Source organism: Burkholderia sp. PAMC 28687 (genome assembly GCF_001577465.1).
Lineage (GTDB): Bacteria > Pseudomonadota > Gammaproteobacteria > Burkholderiales > Burkholderiaceae > Caballeronia.
This window is the reverse complement of record NZ_CP014507.1, coordinates 236,690-256,075: the sequence shown is the minus strand read 5'-3', so window position 1 is coordinate 256,075 and position 19,386 is coordinate 236,690. Positions and strand designations below refer to the sequence as shown.

The 19,386-nt window shown below is 60.0% G+C and carries 25 protein-coding genes; 11 read left to right on the top strand and 14 right to left on the bottom strand.

Annotated features, from left to right (window positions below; genetic code table 11):
• Nucleotides 1-13: 13 nt before the first annotated feature.
• Complete coding sequence (locus AX768_RS24000; RefSeq protein ID WP_062002628.1) at nucleotides 14-403, bottom strand: MAPEG family protein; 390 nt, start codon at nucleotides 401-403, stop codon at nucleotides 14-16.
• An 84-nt stretch (nucleotides 404-487) separates the two neighbouring features.
• Between AX768_RS24000 and AX768_RS23995 the strand changes: the two genes are divergently transcribed.
• Complete coding sequence (locus AX768_RS23995) at nucleotides 488-886, top strand: PPC domain-containing DNA-binding protein (RefSeq protein WP_062002627.1); 399 nt, start codon at nucleotides 488-490, stop codon at nucleotides 884-886.
• On the opposite strand, the gene AX768_RS23990 is transcribed toward AX768_RS23995, so the two are convergent.
• The 4 genes from AX768_RS23990 to AX768_RS23975 all read right to left on the bottom strand — a co-directional run bounded on the left by AX768_RS23990 (nucleotide 877) and on the right by AX768_RS23975 (nucleotide 4,180).
• A complete protein-coding gene (locus AX768_RS23990) occupies nucleotides 877-1,704 on the bottom strand; it encodes a phosphatase PAP2 family protein (RefSeq protein ID WP_062002626.1) in 828 nt (275 codons plus the stop codon). The genes AX768_RS23995 and AX768_RS23990 overlap by 10 nt on opposite strands.
• A complete protein-coding gene (locus tag AX768_RS23985) occupies nucleotides 1,701-2,549 on the bottom strand; it encodes a metallophosphoesterase family protein (protein WP_062002625.1) in 849 nt (282 codons plus the stop codon). Before AX768_RS23985 ends, AX768_RS23990 begins: the two co-directional genes overlap by 4 nt.
• A complete protein-coding gene (locus tag AX768_RS23980) occupies nucleotides 2,546-3,556 on the bottom strand; it encodes a diacylglycerol/lipid kinase family protein (RefSeq protein WP_062002624.1) in 1,011 nt (336 codons plus the stop codon). Before AX768_RS23980 ends, AX768_RS23985 begins: the two co-directional genes overlap by 4 nt.
• A 183-nt stretch (nucleotides 3,557-3,739) precedes the next feature.
• Nucleotides 3,740-4,180: a CBS domain-containing protein gene (locus AX768_RS23975; protein ID WP_062002623.1), complete on the bottom strand. Its 441-nt coding sequence runs from the start codon at nucleotides 4,178-4,180 to the stop codon at nucleotides 3,740-3,742.
• A gap of 311 nt (nucleotides 4,181-4,491) precedes the next feature.
• Between AX768_RS23975 and AX768_RS23970 the strand changes: the two genes are divergently transcribed.
• Entirely contained in the window at nucleotides 4,492-5,454 is a 963-nt protein-coding gene (locus AX768_RS23970) for a chemotaxis protein (protein WP_062002622.1), read from the top strand.
• A gap of 148 nt (nucleotides 5,455-5,602) precedes the next feature.
• Here AX768_RS23970 and AX768_RS23965 read toward each other — a convergent pair whose 3' ends face one another.
• The 3 genes from AX768_RS23965 to AX768_RS23955 form a co-directional block, all read right to left on the bottom strand.
• Nucleotides 5,603-5,872 carry a hypothetical protein gene (locus tag AX768_RS23965; protein WP_062002621.1) on the bottom strand — a complete coding sequence of 90 codons (270 nt, stop codon included), beginning with the start codon at nucleotides 5,870-5,872 and terminating at the stop codon, nucleotides 5,603-5,605.
• 271 nt (nucleotides 5,873-6,143) lie between these two features.
• Nucleotides 6,144-6,581: a response regulator gene (locus AX768_RS23960; RefSeq protein ID WP_062003633.1), complete on the bottom strand. Its 438-nt coding sequence runs from the start codon at nucleotides 6,579-6,581 to the stop codon at nucleotides 6,144-6,146.
• Nucleotides 6,582-6,761: 180 nt separating this feature from the next.
• Entirely contained in the window at nucleotides 6,762-7,094 is a 333-nt protein-coding gene (locus tag AX768_RS23955) for a hypothetical protein (RefSeq protein ID WP_062002620.1), read from the bottom strand.
• Nucleotides 7,095-7,316: 222 nt separating this feature from the next.
• Here AX768_RS23955 and AX768_RS23950 point away from each other — a divergent pair, with 222 nt between their 5' ends.
• The 3 genes from AX768_RS23950 to AX768_RS23940 all read left to right on the top strand — a co-directional run bounded on the left by AX768_RS23950 (nucleotide 7,317) and on the right by AX768_RS23940 (nucleotide 11,191).
• Nucleotides 7,317-8,336 (top strand): transporter, encoded by a 1,020-nt coding sequence (locus AX768_RS23950; RefSeq protein WP_062002619.1) that lies wholly within the window; start codon nucleotides 7,317-7,319, stop codon nucleotides 8,334-8,336.
• An 86-nt stretch (nucleotides 8,337-8,422) separates the two neighbouring features.
• On the top strand, nucleotides 8,423-9,634 hold the full coding sequence (locus tag AX768_RS23945; protein WP_062002618.1) for a putative DNA modification/repair radical SAM protein: 1,212 nt from the start codon (nucleotides 8,423-8,425) through the stop codon (nucleotides 9,632-9,634).
• Between the two features lie 18 nt (nucleotides 9,635-9,652).
• Nucleotides 9,653-11,191: a UdgX family uracil-DNA binding protein gene (locus AX768_RS23940; protein WP_082779135.1), complete on the top strand. Its 1,539-nt coding sequence runs from the start codon at nucleotides 9,653-9,655 to the stop codon at nucleotides 11,189-11,191.
• Here the strand turns inward: AX768_RS23940 and AX768_RS32180 are convergent.
• Nucleotides 11,109-11,597, bottom strand: a complete 489-nt coding sequence (locus AX768_RS32180; RefSeq protein ID WP_082779057.1) for a nuclear transport factor 2 family protein — start codon at nucleotides 11,595-11,597, stop codon at nucleotides 11,109-11,111. The two genes, AX768_RS23940 and AX768_RS32180, sit on opposite strands and share 83 nt — an antisense overlap.
• A gap of 82 nt (nucleotides 11,598-11,679) precedes the next feature.
• Between AX768_RS32180 and AX768_RS23930 the strand changes: the two genes are divergently transcribed.
• Nucleotides 11,680-12,258, top strand: a complete 579-nt coding sequence (locus tag AX768_RS23930; protein ID WP_062002616.1) for a TetR/AcrR family transcriptional regulator — start codon at nucleotides 11,680-11,682, stop codon at nucleotides 12,256-12,258.
• Nucleotides 12,259-12,336: 78 nt separating this feature from the next.
• On the opposite strand, the gene AX768_RS23925 is transcribed toward AX768_RS23930, so the two are convergent.
• A complete protein-coding gene (locus AX768_RS23925) occupies nucleotides 12,337-12,696 on the bottom strand; it encodes an RcnB family protein (protein ID WP_082779134.1) in 360 nt (119 codons plus the stop codon).
• Nucleotides 12,697-13,197: 501 nt separating this feature from the next.
• Between AX768_RS23925 and AX768_RS23920 the strand changes: the two genes are divergently transcribed.
• Both AX768_RS23920 and AX768_RS23915 read left to right on the top strand, forming a co-directional pair.
• A complete protein-coding gene (locus tag AX768_RS23920; protein WP_062002614.1) occupies nucleotides 13,198-13,674 on the top strand; it encodes a DUF3331 domain-containing protein in 477 nt (158 codons plus the stop codon).
• Nucleotides 13,675-14,167: 493 nt separating this feature from the next.
• Nucleotides 14,168-14,371 carry a hypothetical protein gene (locus AX768_RS23915; RefSeq protein WP_062002613.1) on the top strand — a complete coding sequence of 68 codons (204 nt, stop codon included), beginning with the start codon at nucleotides 14,168-14,170 and terminating at the stop codon, nucleotides 14,369-14,371.
• 66 nt (nucleotides 14,372-14,437) lie between these two features.
• Here the strand turns inward: AX768_RS23915 and AX768_RS23910 are convergent, their stop codons facing one another.
• Genes AX768_RS23910 through AX768_RS23900 form a run of 3 tightly spaced genes read right to left on the bottom strand, consistent with a single transcriptional unit; the run spans nucleotide 14,438 to nucleotide 16,629 of the window.
• A complete protein-coding gene (locus AX768_RS23910; protein ID WP_062002612.1) occupies nucleotides 14,438-14,932 on the bottom strand; it encodes a cupin domain-containing protein in 495 nt (164 codons plus the stop codon).
• 12 nt (nucleotides 14,933-14,944) lie between these two features.
• Entirely contained in the window at nucleotides 14,945-15,706 is a 762-nt protein-coding gene (locus AX768_RS23905; protein WP_062002611.1) for an ABC transporter permease, read from the bottom strand.
• Entirely contained in the window at nucleotides 15,703-16,629 is a 927-nt protein-coding gene (locus tag AX768_RS23900) for an ABC transporter ATP-binding protein (RefSeq protein WP_062003632.1), read from the bottom strand. The genes AX768_RS23905 and AX768_RS23900 overlap by 4 nt, the downstream gene beginning before the upstream one ends.
• A gap of 116 nt (nucleotides 16,630-16,745) precedes the next feature.
• Here AX768_RS23900 and AX768_RS23895 point away from each other — a divergent pair, with 116 nt between their 5' ends.
• The gene (locus AX768_RS23895) at nucleotides 16,746-17,168 is read left to right on the top strand and encodes a DUF1810 domain-containing protein (protein ID WP_062003631.1); all 423 of its coding nucleotides are present in this window, start codon (nucleotides 16,746-16,748) and stop codon (nucleotides 17,166-17,168) included.
• A gap of 167 nt (nucleotides 17,169-17,335) precedes the next feature.
• Nucleotides 17,336-18,295, top strand: coding sequence for a ketopantoate/pantoate/pantothenate transporter PanS (panS, locus tag AX768_RS23890; RefSeq protein WP_062002610.1), 960 nt, complete (start codon nucleotides 17,336-17,338; stop codon nucleotides 18,293-18,295).
• 46 nt (nucleotides 18,296-18,341) lie between these two features.
• Here the strand turns inward: panS and AX768_RS23885 are convergent, their stop codons facing one another.
• Entirely contained in the window at nucleotides 18,342-18,923 is a 582-nt protein-coding gene (locus tag AX768_RS23885; protein ID WP_062002609.1) for a hydrolase, read from the bottom strand.
• Between the two features lie 150 nt (nucleotides 18,924-19,073).
• Here AX768_RS23885 and AX768_RS23880 point away from each other — a divergent pair, with 150 nt between their 5' ends.
• Nucleotides 19,074-19,346 carry a cupin domain-containing protein gene (locus AX768_RS23880; protein WP_062003630.1) on the top strand — a complete coding sequence of 91 codons (273 nt, stop codon included), beginning with the start codon at nucleotides 19,074-19,076 and terminating at the stop codon, nucleotides 19,344-19,346.
• Nucleotides 19,347-19,386: the final 40 nt, after the last annotated feature.

The following is a 19,386-nucleotide window of genomic DNA, read 5'->3' as shown; positions in this document are numbered from 1 at the left end:
GGTGTGGATGACTTCAAATGATGGGAACAAGAATAAGGATGATGCCGAACAGCGAAACAACCCAGATGAGCGAACGCAGGAACGGAATTCCCGCTGCATATACGGGCACGTACACGACCCGCGCAACGATGTAGAGCCACGCGCCCGTGAGCGTCAACGGGCCTTCGCGGCCAACCATATGCGTAATCAGGATGGCGATGGCGAAAACAGGCAGCGTCTCGAACAGATTGGCTTGCGCGCGCATGAGTCTGCCGGTCAACTTGCCGGGCGGCGCTGCCGGCTTGTCGCGAGCGCTGGCGTTATAGCCAAGACCGGTCTCGCGGCTGCGCAATACCGATGGCAGCAACACCTGGATCAGCGCAAGCACCAGCGCCCAGGCGAGGATATGGAGTTCTGTCGTCATGGTGGCTCTTTAGGTTGAAGTGCGGGCAAAACCAGATTCATCATGCCATCATTGACGCATCTGCAGACACGCGGAAATTTACTCATGCAAACCCTTCCTGTGCGTCTCGTCCCCGGCGACGACCTGCGCAACACGCTCGAAGCCCTCGCACGAAACAAGGCCTTGGGCGCGGCGTTCGTGATTCAGGGTATTGGCAGCCTGAACGGGGCGAACCTGCGTTATGCCGGTATCGATCAACCCGCGCTCCTCGACTGCGACCTCGAAATCCTGACGTTGGCCGGTTCACTTGGTCCCGATGGCGCGCACCTCCACATGTCCGTTTCGGATTCCGCAGGCCGTGTGTACGGCGGCCATGTATCGGCGGGATGCATTGTCAGGACCACGGCAGAAATCCTGCTCGTCAGCCTCGACGATTTCCGCTTTTCACGCGAGTTCGATTCCGGCACGGGTTTCCCGGAACTGTCGATATATGCTCAACCCTGACGGGTGCGCCAGTACCGGCGCATGAGTTCGATGCTGACGATACACGCCACCAGCCACGCTGTACCCGAGGCGAAACCGGCCAATACATCGCTCGCGAAATGCACGCGCAGGAACACGCGGCTGCTCGCGGTCGTGACGGCAATCACCGTTGCCACGATGGCCGTCGGCAAACGCCAACGTGCGGGCATGACGCTCACCAGCACGTAAGCGACCATGCCGTAGGTCACCAGCGATCCCGATGCATGCCCGCTTGGAAAACTCCAGCCATCGGCAGTGGCGATCTCCCGGTCGTGCACCGGCCGCACGCGTTCGAAGATGCGTTTGAGCGTGGTGTTCAAGACACCGTTGCCGGCGATCGCGATCACAAACCCGATCGCGATCGCACGCTTGCCGCGCAGCGCCAGCAGCGCAGCGCCGAGTCCGCACCAAAGCGCGAGCAGCCACGGATCGCCAAGATGCGTAACGCGTGCAAAGATCCGGATCACGCTGATCGGAACGCCTTGGGCGATGCCATCGGCAAAAGCCTGATCCGCGTAACCGAGTGTCTCACCGTCGCCAATTTCGTCGGCAATCGCGGCAAAGAGCGCAGCCGCCCCGACGATGATCGCAAAGCTCACTACAAGATGGACCACGAGCAAAACGCGCGGCGACAACCCGCCCTGTTCACGCGGCAAACCGTAGCGCTGCACGAGCCGCCATGCGCCGAGCACCGCAATGATTGCGACCAGGAGCGTCACGCCGTACACCGCGAGCGCATGCTCGCCCGCAACATGCGCCGCATGAATCAACTCGGCGTATCTCGGATCTGGCTGACTCATGAAAGGGTGGCGAGAGAATCGTCGAGCGTTTCGGTGCTGAAATCGAGTTCGCGCCGCGTGACCGGTTCAAACGATACACGCTCGCTATTGAAGTCCCATCGCTCGATGACGGCGCGCCGTTCGCCTGCAGCCGATGCATCGTGGTATTCAATCAGATTCACCGAATTCGGCACCGCTCCGCGAACGCGCGAAGACAGCGATGTCCCCGCCTGCACCGCCCACATGCGCCGAGGCAAATCCTTGTAGGCGGCATGCAAAGGCAGCACGTACGGCAAATGAATATGTCCGCCCAAGATCAGATCGGCACCTGCCTTCGCCCAACGCTGAACCGCATGCTGGCGGCCGTGCAACAGGTTATGCACGTCGTTCGCACGCGCGGCGAGAACCGGCTGATGCGTGACGACCACGCGCAGTTGCCCGGGCGCCGCGCGCTCGAGCAACCGCGCCACACGCTCGGCTTGTTGCACTGAAACTTCGCCATCCTTATGACGGTAAGGACGCGTCGTGTTCACGCCGATCACGAGCAGCGCATCCGATTCGTACACGGGTTCGAGATCATGCCCGAACACCCGCCGATGATTTGCATACGGATGCATCGCGCGGGCGAAAACGTTATAGAGCGGAATGTCGTGATTGCCCGGCACGATCACGAACGGTGTGGCGCCGAATTGATCGACGAAAGCGCGCGCCGCGCTGAACTGCGCACGCCGTGCTCGCTGCGTGATGTCACCGGACATGACCACGAGATCCGGGCGATGGGTGTCGGCGAGACGCAGCAATGCGTCCACAACCGGCGGTTGTTCAGTGCCGAAGTGAGGATCAGAAATTTGCAACAGCAGGGTCATGAGCGATTGGCGTTGGCGACATCGGCCTCGGGTTTCAGCAAATACAGCGGCTCCGGGGCGATGCGGAAATCGAGCGGCATGTTCATCCAGGTCACTTCGCCATCGGTTGCGATCTTCACGAGACGGCGGCGCTTCGACGGATGCGTCACCGTGATGTGCTTGAATGCAAAACTGACAACGTTATCGGCGTCGCTCATCCTGCCCGTCGCGCCGCGCAGCGTGATTCCAATTTGCGCAAGCCGCCCGACGGCGCGCGGTGCAATAGCGGCGAGCAACCCGCGTTCCAGCAGCGGCGCTTCGGCCATGCCGATTTGTTCGAGCTGCAGGCGATTGTTCCCGACAAATAGTGTCGAAGTCCGGATTTCCTGCATTGTGCCATCGTGCTCTATGTGCAGACGCAAATGCCGATGCCGGCGCAACAGGGTGACGGCTGCCGACCAGAGCGCGATCAGACGGCTTCGCCCGAACTGCTGCTTGTACAACTCTCGATCCTCCAGCAATTTCGGATAAAGACCAAGACTCGCATTGACCAGGAACATGCGGTCGTTGACGAAACCGACCTGCACCGGATGCGCCCGTGCACTGAGCAGCAACGCAATGGATTCGGCGGGATCGGACGGAACGCCGTGGTCGCGGCTGAAGTAGTTGAAGGTGCCGCGCGGCAAGACGGCGAAGGGACAGCCGCTGCCCAGCACGGCGCCCGCAACGGCGCAAAGCGTGCCGTCGCCGCCCGCGCCGACCACCACGCCGTTTTGCGCCTTTGCGTCGCGCACCGCCTGGGCGGCGGTATCGGCGAGTTCTGCCGGGTTGTCGACAAGTCTGATCTCGAACTTCCGTCCTGCTTCGCCAAGCATTCGTTCGAGCGCGGCGCGGGTCTCATCGTTTTGTTTGCGCCCCGAACCCGCGTTTATCACGATGAAAAACGGCGCATCAGCGGCGATAGTCCGAGGTGCGTGCGCCTGCGGAGCGGCTTCGGATGGCGTTGGGGATAGTTCGGCGGGCGTCATGAATGGCGCTCCTGTCAGGTCGGATCGAGCACGCTCGATGATTGAACGGGTGCGTCGCCAGCCATTGCCGGGTAGCCGTTGCGGCGCCCGACAATTATAACAATTAGCTTACATTTTCTTCCGCCAAGAAAAAGACGCGCGGCTTGCCGCCCCGCGCGCCTGCAAAGCGACTACAAACGCCGGCTACATATGTTCGCCGCGTATATAACCTTCGAGTTGGTGGATGGTGAGCTCCTGCTCGGACATGATGTTTTTCACCAGGTCACCTATGGAAATCATCCCCACGAGTTTTTCGCCGTCGATGACCGGTAAATGGCGCATGCGTTTTTCGGTCATCAGCGCCATGCAGTCGTCCGTGGTCTGCTCCGGGCGCACGAAACGCACTTGCGAAGTCATGATTTCGTGCACCGGGGTCTGCCGCGAAACCCGGTCCATCAGCACCACTTTGCGCGCGTAATCGCGCTCGGTCATGATCCCGACAATGGCCTCGCCGTGCGTCACGATCAGCGCGCCGATATGCTTTTCCGCCATCATGACGATGGCGTCGTAGACCGAAGCCGTGTCGGCAATCGTGAAGATGGTGTGATCGGGTTTCGAATTAAGAACTTGTGCGACTGTTGCCATCGAACGCCTCCGTTGAACCGCGCGACGCCTGCCGGACGGCAGGGCGTACCACATGGGGCCACGTCTTGCCTTACATGAAAATTACCCAGCCCATTCAAAAAGTATAGGCCACCTGCCGGTTGCCCGGACGCTCGAAAACACGGGTTTTAGTCCGTCCAAGGGTCAATCCCGATACGGCAAACTCGATATGCGCACAGCACGGTAACGCTGCGTTCATAAACCCGCAAAATTGAGCTTCAGTTTCCCTGCACCGCGCCGCTAATCAGGAACCGGCTGGTCAAAGCCCGGCATAAATCGAACAGGAGAACATTTTGAGCAGCTCACAACACGACATCGAACAGCGGGTTCGGCTCGCAGGCAACAACATGTTCGAGCTGCTCTTGTTCCGCCTGGGCGAAGCGCCCGGCTCGGAGCAGCGCGAGCTTTACGGCATCAACGTGTTCAAGGTGCGTGAGATTCTCGCGATGCCCGAGATCACCGTGGTCGCCGGCGCGAATCCCGAAATCCTAGGTGTCGCCGATATCCGCGGCCAGATCATTCCGGTCATCGATCTGGCGCAGGTGACGGGTTGCCGGCCGAAAAACGGTCCGAAGATCCTGCTCGTGACTGAATTCGCACGTACCACGCAAGGTTTTGCCGTTGAGGAAGTCGACGATATCGTGCGGCTGGAGTGGAACCAGGTCCTATCGGCGGAATCGCATTCGAGCGGGCGGACCGTGACGAGCTTCGCGCGGCTCGACGGCAACGTGGACGGTTCGCGGCTCGCGCAGGTGCTCGACGTGGAGCAGATCCTGCGCGACGTCCTGCCGTCGACAACTGCAGACGAGATCAACGAGTCCAGCACGGGCCGCCTGGTCCTGAAGCCCGGCACGAAGGTGCTCGCCGCCGACGATTCCGGCGTCGCCCGCAGCCTGATCGAGCAGAGCCTGAACGCGATGGGCGTGTCGTTCATCATGACCAAGAGCGGCCAGGAAGCGTGGAATGTGCTGGAAGACCTGCAGCGCAAGGCCGAGTCGGAAGGACGGCTTGCATCGGATGAAATCGCGCTGGTGCTGACTGATCTGGAAATGCCGGAGATGGACGGCTTCACGCTCACACGCCGCATCAAGGCGAACGCCGGCATGCAGGCCATTCCGGTGGTGATCCATTCGTCGCTGTCGGGATCGGCGAACGAGGAACATGTGCGCAAGGTGGGCGCAAACGCGTATGTATCGAAGTTTGCGCCGGCCGAACTCGCGACCGTGATGCGCAACGCATTGAAGACCGGCACCTGAGCATTTCGTCCGGCCTCGACGCAAAAGCGCAAATGCCCGCTGGACGTGAGTCCAGCGGGCATTTGCGCATTACACGGTCATTCAGCGAAGCTTTACGCGATCAGGACCGCTTGATGTTTGCCGGTTGTGCGCGCAACAGCACAAAGACTTATTGACCGAAGAAAACTGCTTGCGACTTGGTGGTGCCGTCACGGCTCGTCGAACCCGACTGCATCAGCGACTTCGAGCCACCGTAAGCATTTGCATCGGCATTACGGCTTTCAGCAGCCAGCGTTTGCGTGTTCTGGCCTTGTTGCGAAGCCGGAGCACCCACCGAAGGACGATACGAAGGCGCCGGGCCGTAGCCGCTGGCAAAAGCCGGAACAGCGATAGAAGCGGTAGCGGCGATAAGCAAGGATGCGAGAAGGTTCTTTTTCATGATGAGCTCCGATATTGGGTAGACGTACGACTGTTCACAAGGCGTTGCAGCGGTCTTGCTAATGCGTCGTTGCTGCTTCGTCGATGAAATGCAGTGTATACCCCTACTATCGGTTTTTTATCCCCATAAACTTCAATACACTATTCAGGATCGAAGAATAATCGGGCGGATGGGGTGCGCCGGGGAAACGCCAGAAGCAAGCCTGTAGAAGGCTTGCGGCGATAGGTTTTGGGGACAAATGAAGTTGAAAACCGACCTTCGGCGACCGATTTCAGTGAACTTGCACGATCTGACCAATCAATTTGACCAGGACGCCGGGCGCATTGCCTTTCTGGCAGTAGCCATCGAAGCCTGCGTGAACGCCCTTCGAGCGCACGTAGTCTTCCCCAAGCGCCGTAAAAGCGATGATCCCCGCATTGCGGGTGGGAGAGATTCGGCGTAAAACGCGGGCAGTGGCGAACCCGTCGTGCTCCGGCATGCTGATGTCGAGCACGACGACATGTGGAACCCAACCATCGATTGCCTGTAGCGCGTCTACACCGCTCAGCGCAAAGCGAGTGTCGCAGCCGTCTGCGTTGAGGGCGGCCGCGAGACCTTCGGCGCTCGCGGCGTTGTCATCGACAACCAGGATTCGCCACTGCTCATGGTCTGCGTCGACGTTGCGGCTCGTCCACAGCGCGCATTTCGGGGAGTAGGAAACTGAAAGCATTGACCGCTCTATATTTTGCAGGTGCAGCAACTGCAGCATTTTTCGCGCCAACCTGCTCTATTGTCACAAGCGTTTCATGCGGAGGTGAGGCCAGAACCCGTACACGTCTTGTCTGACAATGAGTTGGCCGGTTGAAAGCGGCGCTCATCGAATGATCATGGGCGCCAGCATGTCGGGCGTTCAGGACTTTGCTTTGACCTTTTTGCCGGAAGATTCATCCGTCGAGCGCAATTTTGCATTCGCGAGAACCAACAGGTTTGCGTCGGACTGACGCAGTGCCTCGTCCAGTTTGTCCAGCGCATCGCGCAACGTGCGTTTTTGTGTCTTGTTCAACGCTTGCGGGCCATGCTCCGCGACCAGCTTCGCTTCCTTCTCGAGCCGTTTGAGCAATTTCGTCCCGAGACGACTGTCGATGGCCTGCTCGCCCAGCAATTCGACGATGCTTGCCGCCAGCCGCGTCAATCCGTCGGCCGTGGTCTGCGTGGGTTCGTCCTGCTCGACGCGATCTTCCATGTGTATATCCCCGTGATGCGCAATGAAGCGAGAAGGGTCAGGCTGCGCTCGACGGCCTTCTTGCACCGCGCGAGTCTACCCGCAAGGCGTGACAGCCATAAGTCCGTTACGTGTCACGCAGCAATCTCCCCACAGTAACGCGAATTCGTTGCACAGGACGTCCGAACTGCCGCAATTGGCACGCACAATCGGTGGGTGATCCGTTTTCATTCTCCGCCGCCGATGACCACCGCCCTGCCCTACGCCTCTGACTTTTCCGGCCTCGTGTGCGGCTTTCGTTTTGCCGAAGACGCGCCGGGCGTTCACATTGATTCGGACGGCGCGCTGAACTGGCTTGCGCAATGCAACGCCGGCGAGGAAGCGGGCGATTTTGTCTGGCTGCACTTCGACCTGGCAAACGGCGCAAGCGAACGCTGGATGCGCACGCAGCTCGATTTGCCCGATGCCTTCTTTGAAACGTTGCGCGACGGCTCGCATTCCACGCGCATCGAACATCAGGAGGGCGCACTGCTCGCGGTGATCAACGACGTGATGTTCAATTTCGATGTAACGCCATCCGAGATCGCCACGCTGTGGGTCTACACGCGCGAAAAGCTGCTGGTCACCGCGCGGCTGAAACCCTTGCGCTCCATCGATACCCTGCGCGAGGCCGTGCGCGGCGGCGAAGTCTTTCGCTCGACCGTCGAGCTGCTGATCCATTTGCTGCGCGATCAGGCCGACTTGCTGGTCCAGATCGTAAGGCGCACGAGTATCGACATCGATAAAGTCGAAGACCGGTTTCTCTCCATGCGCGCCCCCGCCACGCGCTCGGAACTGGGTGCATCGCGGCGAGTGCTGGTGCGCCTGCAGCGCCTGCTTGCGCCCGAGCCGGGATCGATCTTCCGGCTGCTTGCACGTCCGCCGCGCTGGCTGCAGACGCTCGACCTGCAGGATCTGCGCGACGCCACCGAAGAGTTCTCCCTCGTTCTCGGCGATGTGGCCGGCCTTGTAGAACGCATCAAGCTCTTGCAGGAAGAAATCGCCGCGCGTCTGGACGAACAAAGCAACCGGACGCTGTTCACGCTGACGCTGGTCACGGTGCTGGCATTGCCGATCAACATCGTCGCGGGGATCATGGGCATGAACGTGGGCGGCATTCCGCTCGCCGAGAACAAGCATGGGTTCTGGCTGATGGTCGCGATCGTCGCGACGTTCACCGTGCTCGCGGGTTGGTGGGCGTTTTATCGAAGGCGCGGGCGCTAGGCTGCGATCTGTCACCCAATTTTGAACTTGCATTCAACCATGGCGGACGCCGATACTGTACGCATATACAGTACCGGCGATCAGCAATGGAGTTGTCCGAAAAGCTGGAAATCCTCGCCGATGCCGCCAAGTACGACGCCTCTTGCGCAAGCAGCGGCGCACCGAAGCGGTCATCGCGTGGACTTGAAGGGCTCGGCGCCAGCACGGGCGCAGGCATTTGCCACAGTTTCACGCCTGACGGGCGTTGTGTGTCGTTGCTCAAGATTTTGCTGACCAACTTTTGTCAGTACGACTGTCAATATTGTGTGAACCGCCGTTCCAGCAATGTGCCGCGTGCACGGTTCACCCCGCAGGAAGTGGTTGACCTGACGGTCGACTTCTATCGGCGCAACTACATCGACGGGCTGTTTCTCCGCTCCGGAATCATCCGCTCGTCGAACTACACCATGGAACAACTGGTTCGTGTCGCACAGTCCTTGCGCGAGGACCATCAATTCCGCGGTTATATCCATCTGAAAACCATTCCCGACGCCGATCCCGGGTTGATCGAGCAAGCTGGACTGTTCGCGGACCGGCTGAGCGTAAATATCGAATTGCCGACAGATGTCAGCTTGCAACGGCTCGCGCCTGAAAAAAGCGGACGCACCATCAAGATCGCGATGAGTTCGATCCGCGTGGCGCAAGAGGAATCGGAGGCCGAACCGAAGGCGCCGCGCTTCGCGCCGGCTGGACAAAGCACGCAGATGATCGTGGGCGCCGATACCACCGACGACCAGACCATCCTCGCCACCGCAGAAACGCTGTACGGGTCGTACAAGTTGAAGCGCGTCTACTATTCGGCCTTCAGCCCGATTCCCGACAGCCCGTCCGCCGTGCCTTTGCAGGCGCCGCCGCTGTTGCGCGAGCATCGGCTGTATCAGGCGGATTTCCTGATGCGCGGCTATGGGTTCAGTGCGTCCGAATTGCTCGATGGCCCGGGCAATCTCTCGCTCGATATCGACCCGAAGCTCGCGTGGGCGCTCGGGCATCGCGAGCGCTTTCCCGTGGATCTGAACAAGGCGGCGTTGAGGATGATTGCGCGGGTGCCGGGCATCGGCATGAGAAACGCAAAACGCATTGTCGATTTGCGACGGTCCCGCAAGATTCGCTACGACGACCTCGTGCGCCTCAGGTGCAGCATGGACAAAGTGCGGCCCTTCGTCACGACGGAGGACTACAAGCCGCCAATTCGCGATGTATCGTCCGATCATCTGCGCCGCGCGCTCACCGCCGCGCCGGTTCAGCTCTCCCTTTTGTAAGCCGGGGCGCTCATGCGGATGCGGACGGTTGTCATCGATGGTGAATATGCGTCTTGGCGCGCGGCTGCGTTGTCGGCGCTCGCGGAGAAACTGCCGCCGGAATTGATCGAATGGCGGGAAATCAGCGACCACACGGCAAGCGACCCCTCTCTTTTCGACGCAGAAAAGCCGCCCGGCCTGCCCTCCGATGCGCCCGTTCTCTCGATCTCCAAGACTTTTGCAACGCTGCTGAAGGAAGCGGCGTCATTCCGCGATTCCGAACGCTGGGCATTCCTCTACAAGCTGATCTGGCGATGGTCGCAAGGCGACCGCGCGGTGGAATCGGCCGCCGACCAAGACGGCGTGCGTCTGCACAAGATGGCCAAATCGGTACGGCGCGCGCAACACGACATGATCGCGTACGTGCGTTTCCGCAAACGCGACCCGGCCCTCGGCGCGCCTGAATATGTCGCGTGGTACGAACCCGATCACGATGTCCTCGCCTGGAGCGCCGATCACTTTGCCCAGCGCATGGGCCGCTCATCGTGGATGATCACCACGCCGCACGGCGCGGCCATGTGGAGCGGGACGGAACTGCGCATCGAGCGACGCCCCGCGATCGCGGCCGACCACCTTCCTGAAAACGAAGACGATGCCGAAAAACTCTGGCTGACTTACTACAAAAGCACCTTCAATCCGGCGCGCCTCAACGAAACCGCCTTGCATCAGCACATGCCTGTGCGGTTCTGGAAGGGCTTGCCGGAGGGCCCGTTGATTCCGCAAATGATCAGCGAGGCTCGCAGCGGTGCCGGAAAAGTGGCGCAGGCGAGCGGTGTCGGCGCGCTCAGCCTGACGAGCGGCAAGGCAATCATCATGGAAGCGGAAAAGGCCCAGCCTGCCCGCCATGCAACCACATCCCTCGATGCCTGCCGCCGCTGCGAGCTTTGGCGCGAAGCGACGCAAGCCGTGCAGGGCGAAGGTCCGGTACAGGCCGCGATCATGCTGGTCGGCGAGCAGCCAGGCGATCAGGAAGATCTGAAGGGGCGTCCGTTCGTCGGTCCCGCAGGACAACTGCTCGATTCGGCAATGCAACGCTCCGGCCTCGATCGCGCCGACGTGTACATGACCAACGCGGTCAAGCACTTCAAGTGGGAACCGCGCGGCAAGCGCCGGCTGCACAAGACGCCGGCACAGCGTGAAGTCGATGCCTGTTCTGTGTGGCTCGAGCAGGAACTCGCGACGGTGAGGCCACGCGTGATCGTCGCGCTGGGCGCAACCGCGCTGCACAGTCTTGTTGGGAAACAGGCCACGCTTGGCAGTCATCTGGATAAGACCTTGCCGTTCAACGGCGGATGGCTGGTCACCACCTATCACCCGTCGTTTGCACTTCGCCAGCAAGATGAAATTGCGCGCGATCGCGCCGTCGATGTGATCGTGTCGGCGCTGGAGCGCGCGCAAACGCTGGCTTCAGCCGCCGCGCCGGATGCTACCGGCTTCAGAAGCCCAGGTCGCTCAAGCCGGGATGATCGTCGGGACGACGACCCAGAGGCCAGTGATATTTGCGCTCTGATTCCTTGATGGGCAAGTCGTTGATGCTCGCATGCCGATGCGTCATCAGACCCGCTTCGTTGAATTCCCAGTTTTCGTTACCGAAGCTGCGAAACCAGTTCTTCGAATCATCGTGCCATTCGTAGGCAAAACGCACCGCGATCCGCGAACCGGTGAATGCCCACAACTCCTTGATCAGCCGATAGTCGAGTTCACGCGCCCATTTGCGCTCAAGAAATGCCTCGGCTTCAGCACGGCCCAACACGAACTCCGCCCGATTACGCCAGCGGGTGTCTTCGCTATATGCCAGCGCAACCCGCTTGGGATCGCGCGAATTCCATCCGTCCTCAGCGAGACGGACCTTCTGCTTGGCGGTTTCAGCATCGAACGGGGGAACGGCGGTTTGCTTTCCATGTCGGGTCCTTGGCGAGGTTATCGAGCGGCTTGGCTAGTGTAGACAGGTCTGTCTACCGGCGTACTCTAGCGCAGGTAGACAGACCTGTCTACAATGGTCGATCATGAACCTACTTGCTTCCACCAAGGACTTCGCGGCGGACCTGCCGCCCGCCGAACGGATTCTCGTTACCGCGCACAATCTGTTCTACCGCGATGGCATACGTGCTACGGGAATCGATCGCGTGATCGCAGAATCGGGCGTCGCGAAGAAGACGTTTTATCGATACTATCCGGCGAAAAGCGATCTGATCGTGGCGTTTCTGGATTACCGGCATCGTAACTGGATGGCGTGGTTCGAGGACGCCGTCAAACGCCACGGCGGCGTTGCCAACGCGCTCGTGCCCACGCTCGCGGAATGGTTCGGGAGCGAGGTGTATCGCGGGTGCGCGTTCATCAACGCGGTGGTGGAAGTGGGCGGTACGCTGCCTGAAGCGGTCGATATCTCGCAGCGCCACAAACGGGATATGGCGGATGTCATCAGGACATTGCTGCCTGCCGGTTCCAGGACCGCCAAGGCGGATGCTCGCGCGCTGGCAATGGCCGTGGATGGCGCCATCATCGGTGCACAATTCGAGGATTCGCCTGACGCCACGCTGAAGTCGCTGGGTCGTGTGGTGAAGGCAATTGCAGACCCAAGTTGAGCGCCGGTTCACCGGCACAACAAAAGAGGCCGTTCATTGAACGGCCTCATTGCGTTGCGTTACGCCAACCGGCTGGTTTTAGTGTCCGCCGCTGAGCACGATCTGAGCGATCACGCCCGTTGCGATCGCAGCGAGAACATAGTCGCCGCCAACGCCAACCCAGTGGTATCCGCGTGGCGGCTGTCGCAGGCCATAGCCGCGGTAGTCGTCGACCACATACTGACGGTCGCGGTAATCATTGGGCAACCGGTCTCCACGGCGCCATTCGCGCGGGCTGTCGCCACGCATGCCGGGACCGCCGGGGCCACCGTGTCCCGGGCCGTTGTCGGCGCGGGGAGGCGGACGGTTATTGTCATAGTGCTGGCCGCCGGGGTTGCCCTGCGGACCGTGGTTTTGCGCCTGATTCTGATTTTGATAGCCGTTGCCGTGACCTTGCATACCCTGCGGCGGTTGACCGCCCGGGCGCTGCTGCTGACCGCCGTGGTCATCGTGACCAGGACCGCCGGGGCCGCCCGGAGCGCCTTGCGCAAATGCCGCTGATGCCACGCCCAAAGTCGAAAACAAAACTGCCGTAACGATAAGACTTTTCTTCACGAGTACCTCGTTCAGTGTTGTAGTAGGTAGCCAGTATGGCGTCCGCAAGACGCATTCCAAGGCTTTCTCGCAAAGTTTGACACCTTACATATGCCATACGTTTCGATCGGTGCAACGATGTCTGCATGCGGAATACCCGGCGAATTGATGGCCTATCGCAATAATTAAAAGTTTCAATCGTCTTCAATCATGTTGGCCGCGGCGGCGCAACATCGGGCAAAGCCTTATTGCATAAGCGTCGGTTGCGATTATTCGCGCTAACAAGACAGTGTATTCACCTGAATGGTATTTATCGGAACACGCCGATTGCGTAAGTTCGAGCGTGAACCATGCCAGGAACGAACCATGACAGCGTTAGCCAGAAGCGCGGACCCGTGGCAACAGACGGTCCGCTCGTTGACAGCGACCCACGCAAGCGCGGCAGAAACTGCCCCGCGGCAACGGGCCGTCCATCCTTTTTTAGAGCGGCTCACGCGAGCGTGGGAGCGCGATCACCCGCACGTTGCGGCGCCACCGGCGCAATCCGAACGGCCGTTTCCCGAAGCCGTGGTGCGTGTCATCGAACGGCCGAGCAGCGCCACTGCGATTGTTTATTGGTCGGATGCGGCAACTTGCCATTACGGTTATCAGGGTTGGCGCGTGACCACCGCGACGACCGACGGTGCGTGCGCCCTGACCGGCGAAATCATTCATCGGGGCGACGCGGTTTACCGGCCGTCGCAACGGGATCCGAAACCGCAAAACGCATCGGCGATGATTCTTGCGGCTTCCATGCCAGAGAATGAGAACTGCGACGCCGATCTGCAGGATCAGCACGCCTGAGCAAGCCATCTAGCCACGAGAAATGCCACGGAAGCGCGACCGCACAATACGGACGCGCTTTCCGTAATATGAAACACCGCGTTGCGCCGCTTTGATGTTGAGGCGGCGCTTTAAGTTCTCATGGCGAGGCAAATCTGCGTCGAGGCTTTCGCCCGCGTGGCATCGCGCTGCCGTGGATGCGCGTTCCGTAACCCGCGCGGATATTGTATGTACCTCTTGCAACCGTCTCTTCGATTCGGCAATTTCCAAGCCAAATCCCGTGCTCGCTGCTGATATACCTCTCTTCGTTTCATAAGCCAGAAGTACGATTCCAGCGCTGTGACAGCTATTACACTGTAGAGCCGCACTTTCATTGCTGGATGCGCAACGCGGTTCAGGCGAACGGCCCGACAGATTAATGACGCGCATCGGCAGGACCGTGCGTCGTAAATTTGTCATCGCAATTGCGTAGAATCGCAGTCTCCCGCCGCTCCATCACTGCAAGGAGTTCATCGTGAAGAGTTTTCAAGCGCAGCGCGCCGTAGCTCGTGACACCATCCGGTCAGCAGACACAGCGTATGAGTCGCAAGTGCTACGCGAACCGAAAGAGGCACGCGCACAGACGGATCAGGACGTCTACGCCGATTCACTCGATATCCCGCTCAATCACGGCGGCATGATGGATGCCGTTCGCGATGCGGTGAGAGCGAATCTATAGGAATAACGGCCACGAGAAAGCGGCGTCTCTATCAGAAGAGCGCCGCTTTTTTTCGCCTGGCGTTTTTCAGGCCCGTGGTCCCAACCGGGCGATCACATCCGCGTGCTGCGGATGCGCTTTCGTCAATACCGCGATGTCGGCGAGTTCGAATTCGCTGAAATCAAAACCCGGAGCGACCGTGCAGCCGACCAGCGCGAAGGTCGCCGGATCGCATAACTCCGCGGCAAACCATTGCCCTGTCGGGACAACCGCCTGGAATACGGCGTCAGCATGCGTCAATGCGTTGCCGAGTCGATGCGTATGCAAGTGGCCGGCGGTATCGATTACGTGGATGTTGATCGGTTCGCCCGCATAGAAATGCCAGACCTCGTCAGACCTGATCCGGTGCCACGCCGAATGCGCGCCGTCGCACAGCATGTAGTAGATCGCGGTGGACACCGAGCGTCCATCTTGCGGCGAGGTCTCCCGAAAGACCTTGTCGGCACCACGAAAAGTCTCGCGGAAAAAGCCTCCCTCGGGATGCGGCTGAAGCCCGAATTGTTCAATCAACACATCGCGCATATTCCGCACCCTTTACGATTTCAGCTTGTAGCCGGTCTTGAAGATCCACGCGACCACGCCGATGAACACCGCAAGGAACACCAGCGTCATGACGAGGCTGATTTCCACGCTGACATCGGCGATACCGTAGAAGCTCCAGCGAAAACCGCTGATCAGGTACACCACCGGATTGAACAGCGCGACGGCTTTCCAGAACGGCGGCAGGATATCGATGGAATAGAAACTTCCGCCGAGGAACGTGAGCGGCGTGATGATCAGCAGCGGGATCACCTGCAACTTCTCGAACCCGTCCGCCCAGATGCCGATGATGAATCCCAGCAAGCTGAACGTAATCGCCGTCAGCAACAGGAACACGATCATCATGAACGGATGATCCACATGCAACGGCACGAAGAGGCGCGCGGTCGCGAGAATGATCAGGCCGAGGATGATCGACTTGGTCGCGGCCGCACCCACATAACTCAGCACGATCTCCAGATACGAAATCGGCGCGGACAATAGTTCGTAGATCGTACCGGTGAATTTTGGAAAGTAGATGCCGAACGACGCATTGGAGACGCTTTGCGTCAAAAGCGAAAGCATCACGAGACCCGGCACGATGAACGCGCCATAACTCACGCCGTTCACTTCGGGAATGCGCGAGCCGATCGCCGCGCCGAACACCACGAAATACAGCGACGTGGAGATTACCGGCGAGATGATGCTGCCCATGATCGTGCGCCACGTGCGCGCCATTTCGAACTTGTAGATGGCCCGGACTGCATGAATATTCATTTCTTCTCTCCGACCAGGCTCACGAAAATGTCTTCCAGCGAGCTCTGCGTCGTCTGCAGGTCTTTGAACTGGACGCCGTTATCGGCGAGATCCTTCAGCAATGTAATGATGCGGCCCGGTTCGTCCTGCGCGTCGTAGGTGTACGTCAGTTCGCAACCGTCCGCGGAGAGCGCCAGCCGGTATCCGCTCAGACCTGCGGGAACCTGCGCGATTGCATCTTCCAGTTGCAGCGCGAGTTTTTTCTGGCCAAGCTTGCGCATCAGTTCGGCTTTCTCCTCGATCAGAATGATCTCGCCGCGATTGATCACACCGATACGATCCGCCATTTCCTCGGCTTCATCGATGTAATGCGTCGTCAGGATGATCGTCACGCCGCTCGCCTTCAGGCCGCGTACGAGGTTCCACATGTCGCGGCGCAATTCGACATCGACGCCGGCAGTCGGCTCGTCGAGGAACAGGATTTCCGGTTCGTGCGACAAAGCCTTTGCAATCAGCACGCGGCGTTTCATGCCGCCCGAGAGCGTGACAAGCTTGTTGTCCTTCTTCTCCCAGAGCGACAACGAGCGCAGCACTTTCTCGATATGCGCCGGGTTTGGCGGTTTGCCGAACAAGCCGCGGCTGAATGAAACGGTGGCCCAGACGGATTCGAACGCGTCCGTGGTCAGTTCCTGTGGCACGAGCCCGATCATCGCGCGGGCGGCGCGGTAGTCGGAGATAATGCCGTGACCGTTCACGCGTACCGTGCCTTCTGTGGGATTCACGATCCCGCACACAATGCTGATCAGCGTGGTCTTGCCTGCGCCGTTCGGCCCGAGTAGCGCGAAGATCTCCCCGCGACGGATATCGAGCGAGACATTTTTCAGCGCCGTGAAGCCGGACGCATAGCTCTTCGACAGATTCGAAATTTCGATGATGTTTTGCATGGCCGCCAAGATAGCAGAAAGCGGCATATCGTTCGCAAACGGGCAGGATTGCCTTTTCTGCAGGCATGGCGGGAACATCACTTGCAGCATTTTCCGGCAACGATCTGGAGGCGGTAATGAGCGACCCGTTTAATCTGCAACGTTTTGTCGATGCCCAGAATCCGTTGTTCGAAACGGTGACTTCGGAACTCGAAACCGGCAAGAAACGCACGCACTGGATGTGGTTCGTGTTTCCGCAAATCCAGGGGCTGGGACATAGTGACATGGCGCGACGCTACGCCATATCTTCAGTGGACGAGGCACGCGCATACCTCGATCATCCTGTGCTTGGAGAGCGCCTGCGGGTGCTGACGCAAATCGTCAACGCGCTCGAGGGACGCTCGGTGGAACAGATTTTCGGCTACCCGGACGACCTCAAATTCCATTCGTCGATGACCCTGTTCGCCCACGCCGCCACGGACAAGACGCCGTTCGAACTCGCACTCAATACGTATTTTGGCGGCGAACCGGATGCGGGCACCGTGGCGCGGCTGAAGTAACCTGGGCGGGAGCTGTAAGGCAAACCGCTACAATCCGGTTCGGCGTTTTGTCCGCGGCCGGCGGATCTCATAAGGATTCGTGGTGCGGTGCGCCCATGGCCGCTTTTATCGATGGCATGGTCAGCCTGTTTTCCCGCCCCCTTTAAATCAGCCAGGATCGTATCAGCATGCTTTCACGCGTCACCCGCATGTTTCCCGTCTGGGCCGTACTCATCTCGGTCGTCGCCTATTTCTCGCCAGCCTCGTTCACGGGCATCGCGCCCCACGTCACCACGCTGCTCACCATCATCATGTTCGCAATGGGCGTCACGCTCTCCTTCGCCGACTTCCGGCGCGTGTTCACGCGGCCGGCGCCGGTGATTGCGGGAATCGGGCTGCACTATCTGGTGATGCCGCTCGCCGCGTGGGGAATCGCCAAGGCGTTGCGCATGCCGCCCGACCTGACGGCCGGCATGGTCCTGGTCGGAAGCGTCGCGAGCGGCACCGCGTCCAACGTGATGATCTATCTGGCGCGCGGCGATGTTGCACTGTCCGTCACCATCAGTGCGTTATCGACGCTCGTCGGCGTGTTCGCCACGCCCTTGCTCACGCGGCTGTACGTGGATGCATCGATTGCAGTCGATGTCCACGGCATGCTGATGAGCATCGTCCAGATCGTCGCGCTGCCGATCGTCGCCGGGTTGTTCATCAACCACTTTTTCAACAAGCTCGTGCGCGCGGTCGAACCGGCGTTGCCGATCATTTCGATGATCGCCATCCTGCTCATCATTTCCGCCGTGGTCGCGGGAACACAGAAGAGCATTGCGTCTGTGGGCCTGCTGGTGATGTTCGGGGTGATTTTGCATAACGGCATCGGCCTGCTTGGCGGCTATTGGGGCGGCCGCCTGCTCGGCTTCGATGAAGCCGTGTGCCGCACGCTGGCAATCGAAGTCGGGATGCAGAACTCGGGACTCGCAGCGACGCTCGGCAAGCTGTATTTCACGCCGATAGCAGCGCTCCCGGGCGCATTGTTTTCGGTATGGCACAACTTGTCCGGTTCGTTGCTGGCCGGCTATTGGGCCGGACGGCCGGCGAAGGGATCGACGCAGGAGATGGAAGCCGCGAAGGGTTCGCGGCTGGAGGTTTGAAATCCCGAACGGTCCGGCACAACACGTGTATCGGACCGTTCCTGTCTTAACCTTCCTGCAGCGCCTTCACCACATCCGCAGTCGCCCTCACGCGCCCCATGCGCGGGAAGATGTTCCCGACTACGAACGCATGGGCATCGGCGCTCAGCGACGTCATCGCGTCTTCCGCAAACACGAGTTCGTAGCCGCGATCGAATGCGCCGCGCGCCGTCGATTCCACGCCGAAATTCGTGGCAATGCCGCTCATGATCACTGTCCGGATGCCCTTGCGGCGCAGTTGCTGCTCCAGATCCGTGCCATAAAACGCGCCCCACTGGCGCTTGGTCACGACTACATCCCCGCTCTGAATCCCAAGTTCCGCCGTTAATTCCGACGCACTCGCGGGCGGCGGCGGCGAACCCTTCGGCGGCGCAGTGGGTGCATCGGCGGAAAGGTGCAGGATCGCCGTCAGGTCGACGCGAACCCAGACGACCAGGCCGCCTTTCGCACGCACCGCGTTGGCGAGTTGCACGCTGTTTGCTACGACATCGGCGGCGGCATGCGGGCCGAGCGGACGCGCCAGAATGCCGTGCTGCAAATCGATGGCTATCAGCGCGGTGCGTTCAGGATTGAGATCGAGACTAGACATGACGGCTCCAATTGAAAGCGTGCGCAAGACAATGCGCGTGAAAATGTGAGGACAGTCTCATATTTTACGCTTATTCCCGATCGGCCGCAGAACCCGCGGTTTCAACTTATATTAGTGACTGGTGTGGCCTCGAATCCCAAAGGAACGATCATGGAACGCGACGATTTCATAGAAATGCTTGCGCGCGAGGGTTTCCAGACGACCGTGCTGGTCGAACGGGAACCCGACGCTTTTCTGGAAAATCATACGCACGCGTTCGAGGCGAAGGCGCTGATCCTGGAAGGTGAGCTGACGCTGGACGTCGCGGGAAAACAAACGCGCTATCAGATCGGCGATGTGTTTCATCTCATGACGAATGAAGCGCACAGCGAACGATATGGCCCCGAGGGCGTGTCTTATCTGGTCGGCCGGAAACAGGCTTGACCTGAAACGACCGATGGCCGGCTATATGGCCGGCCATCGG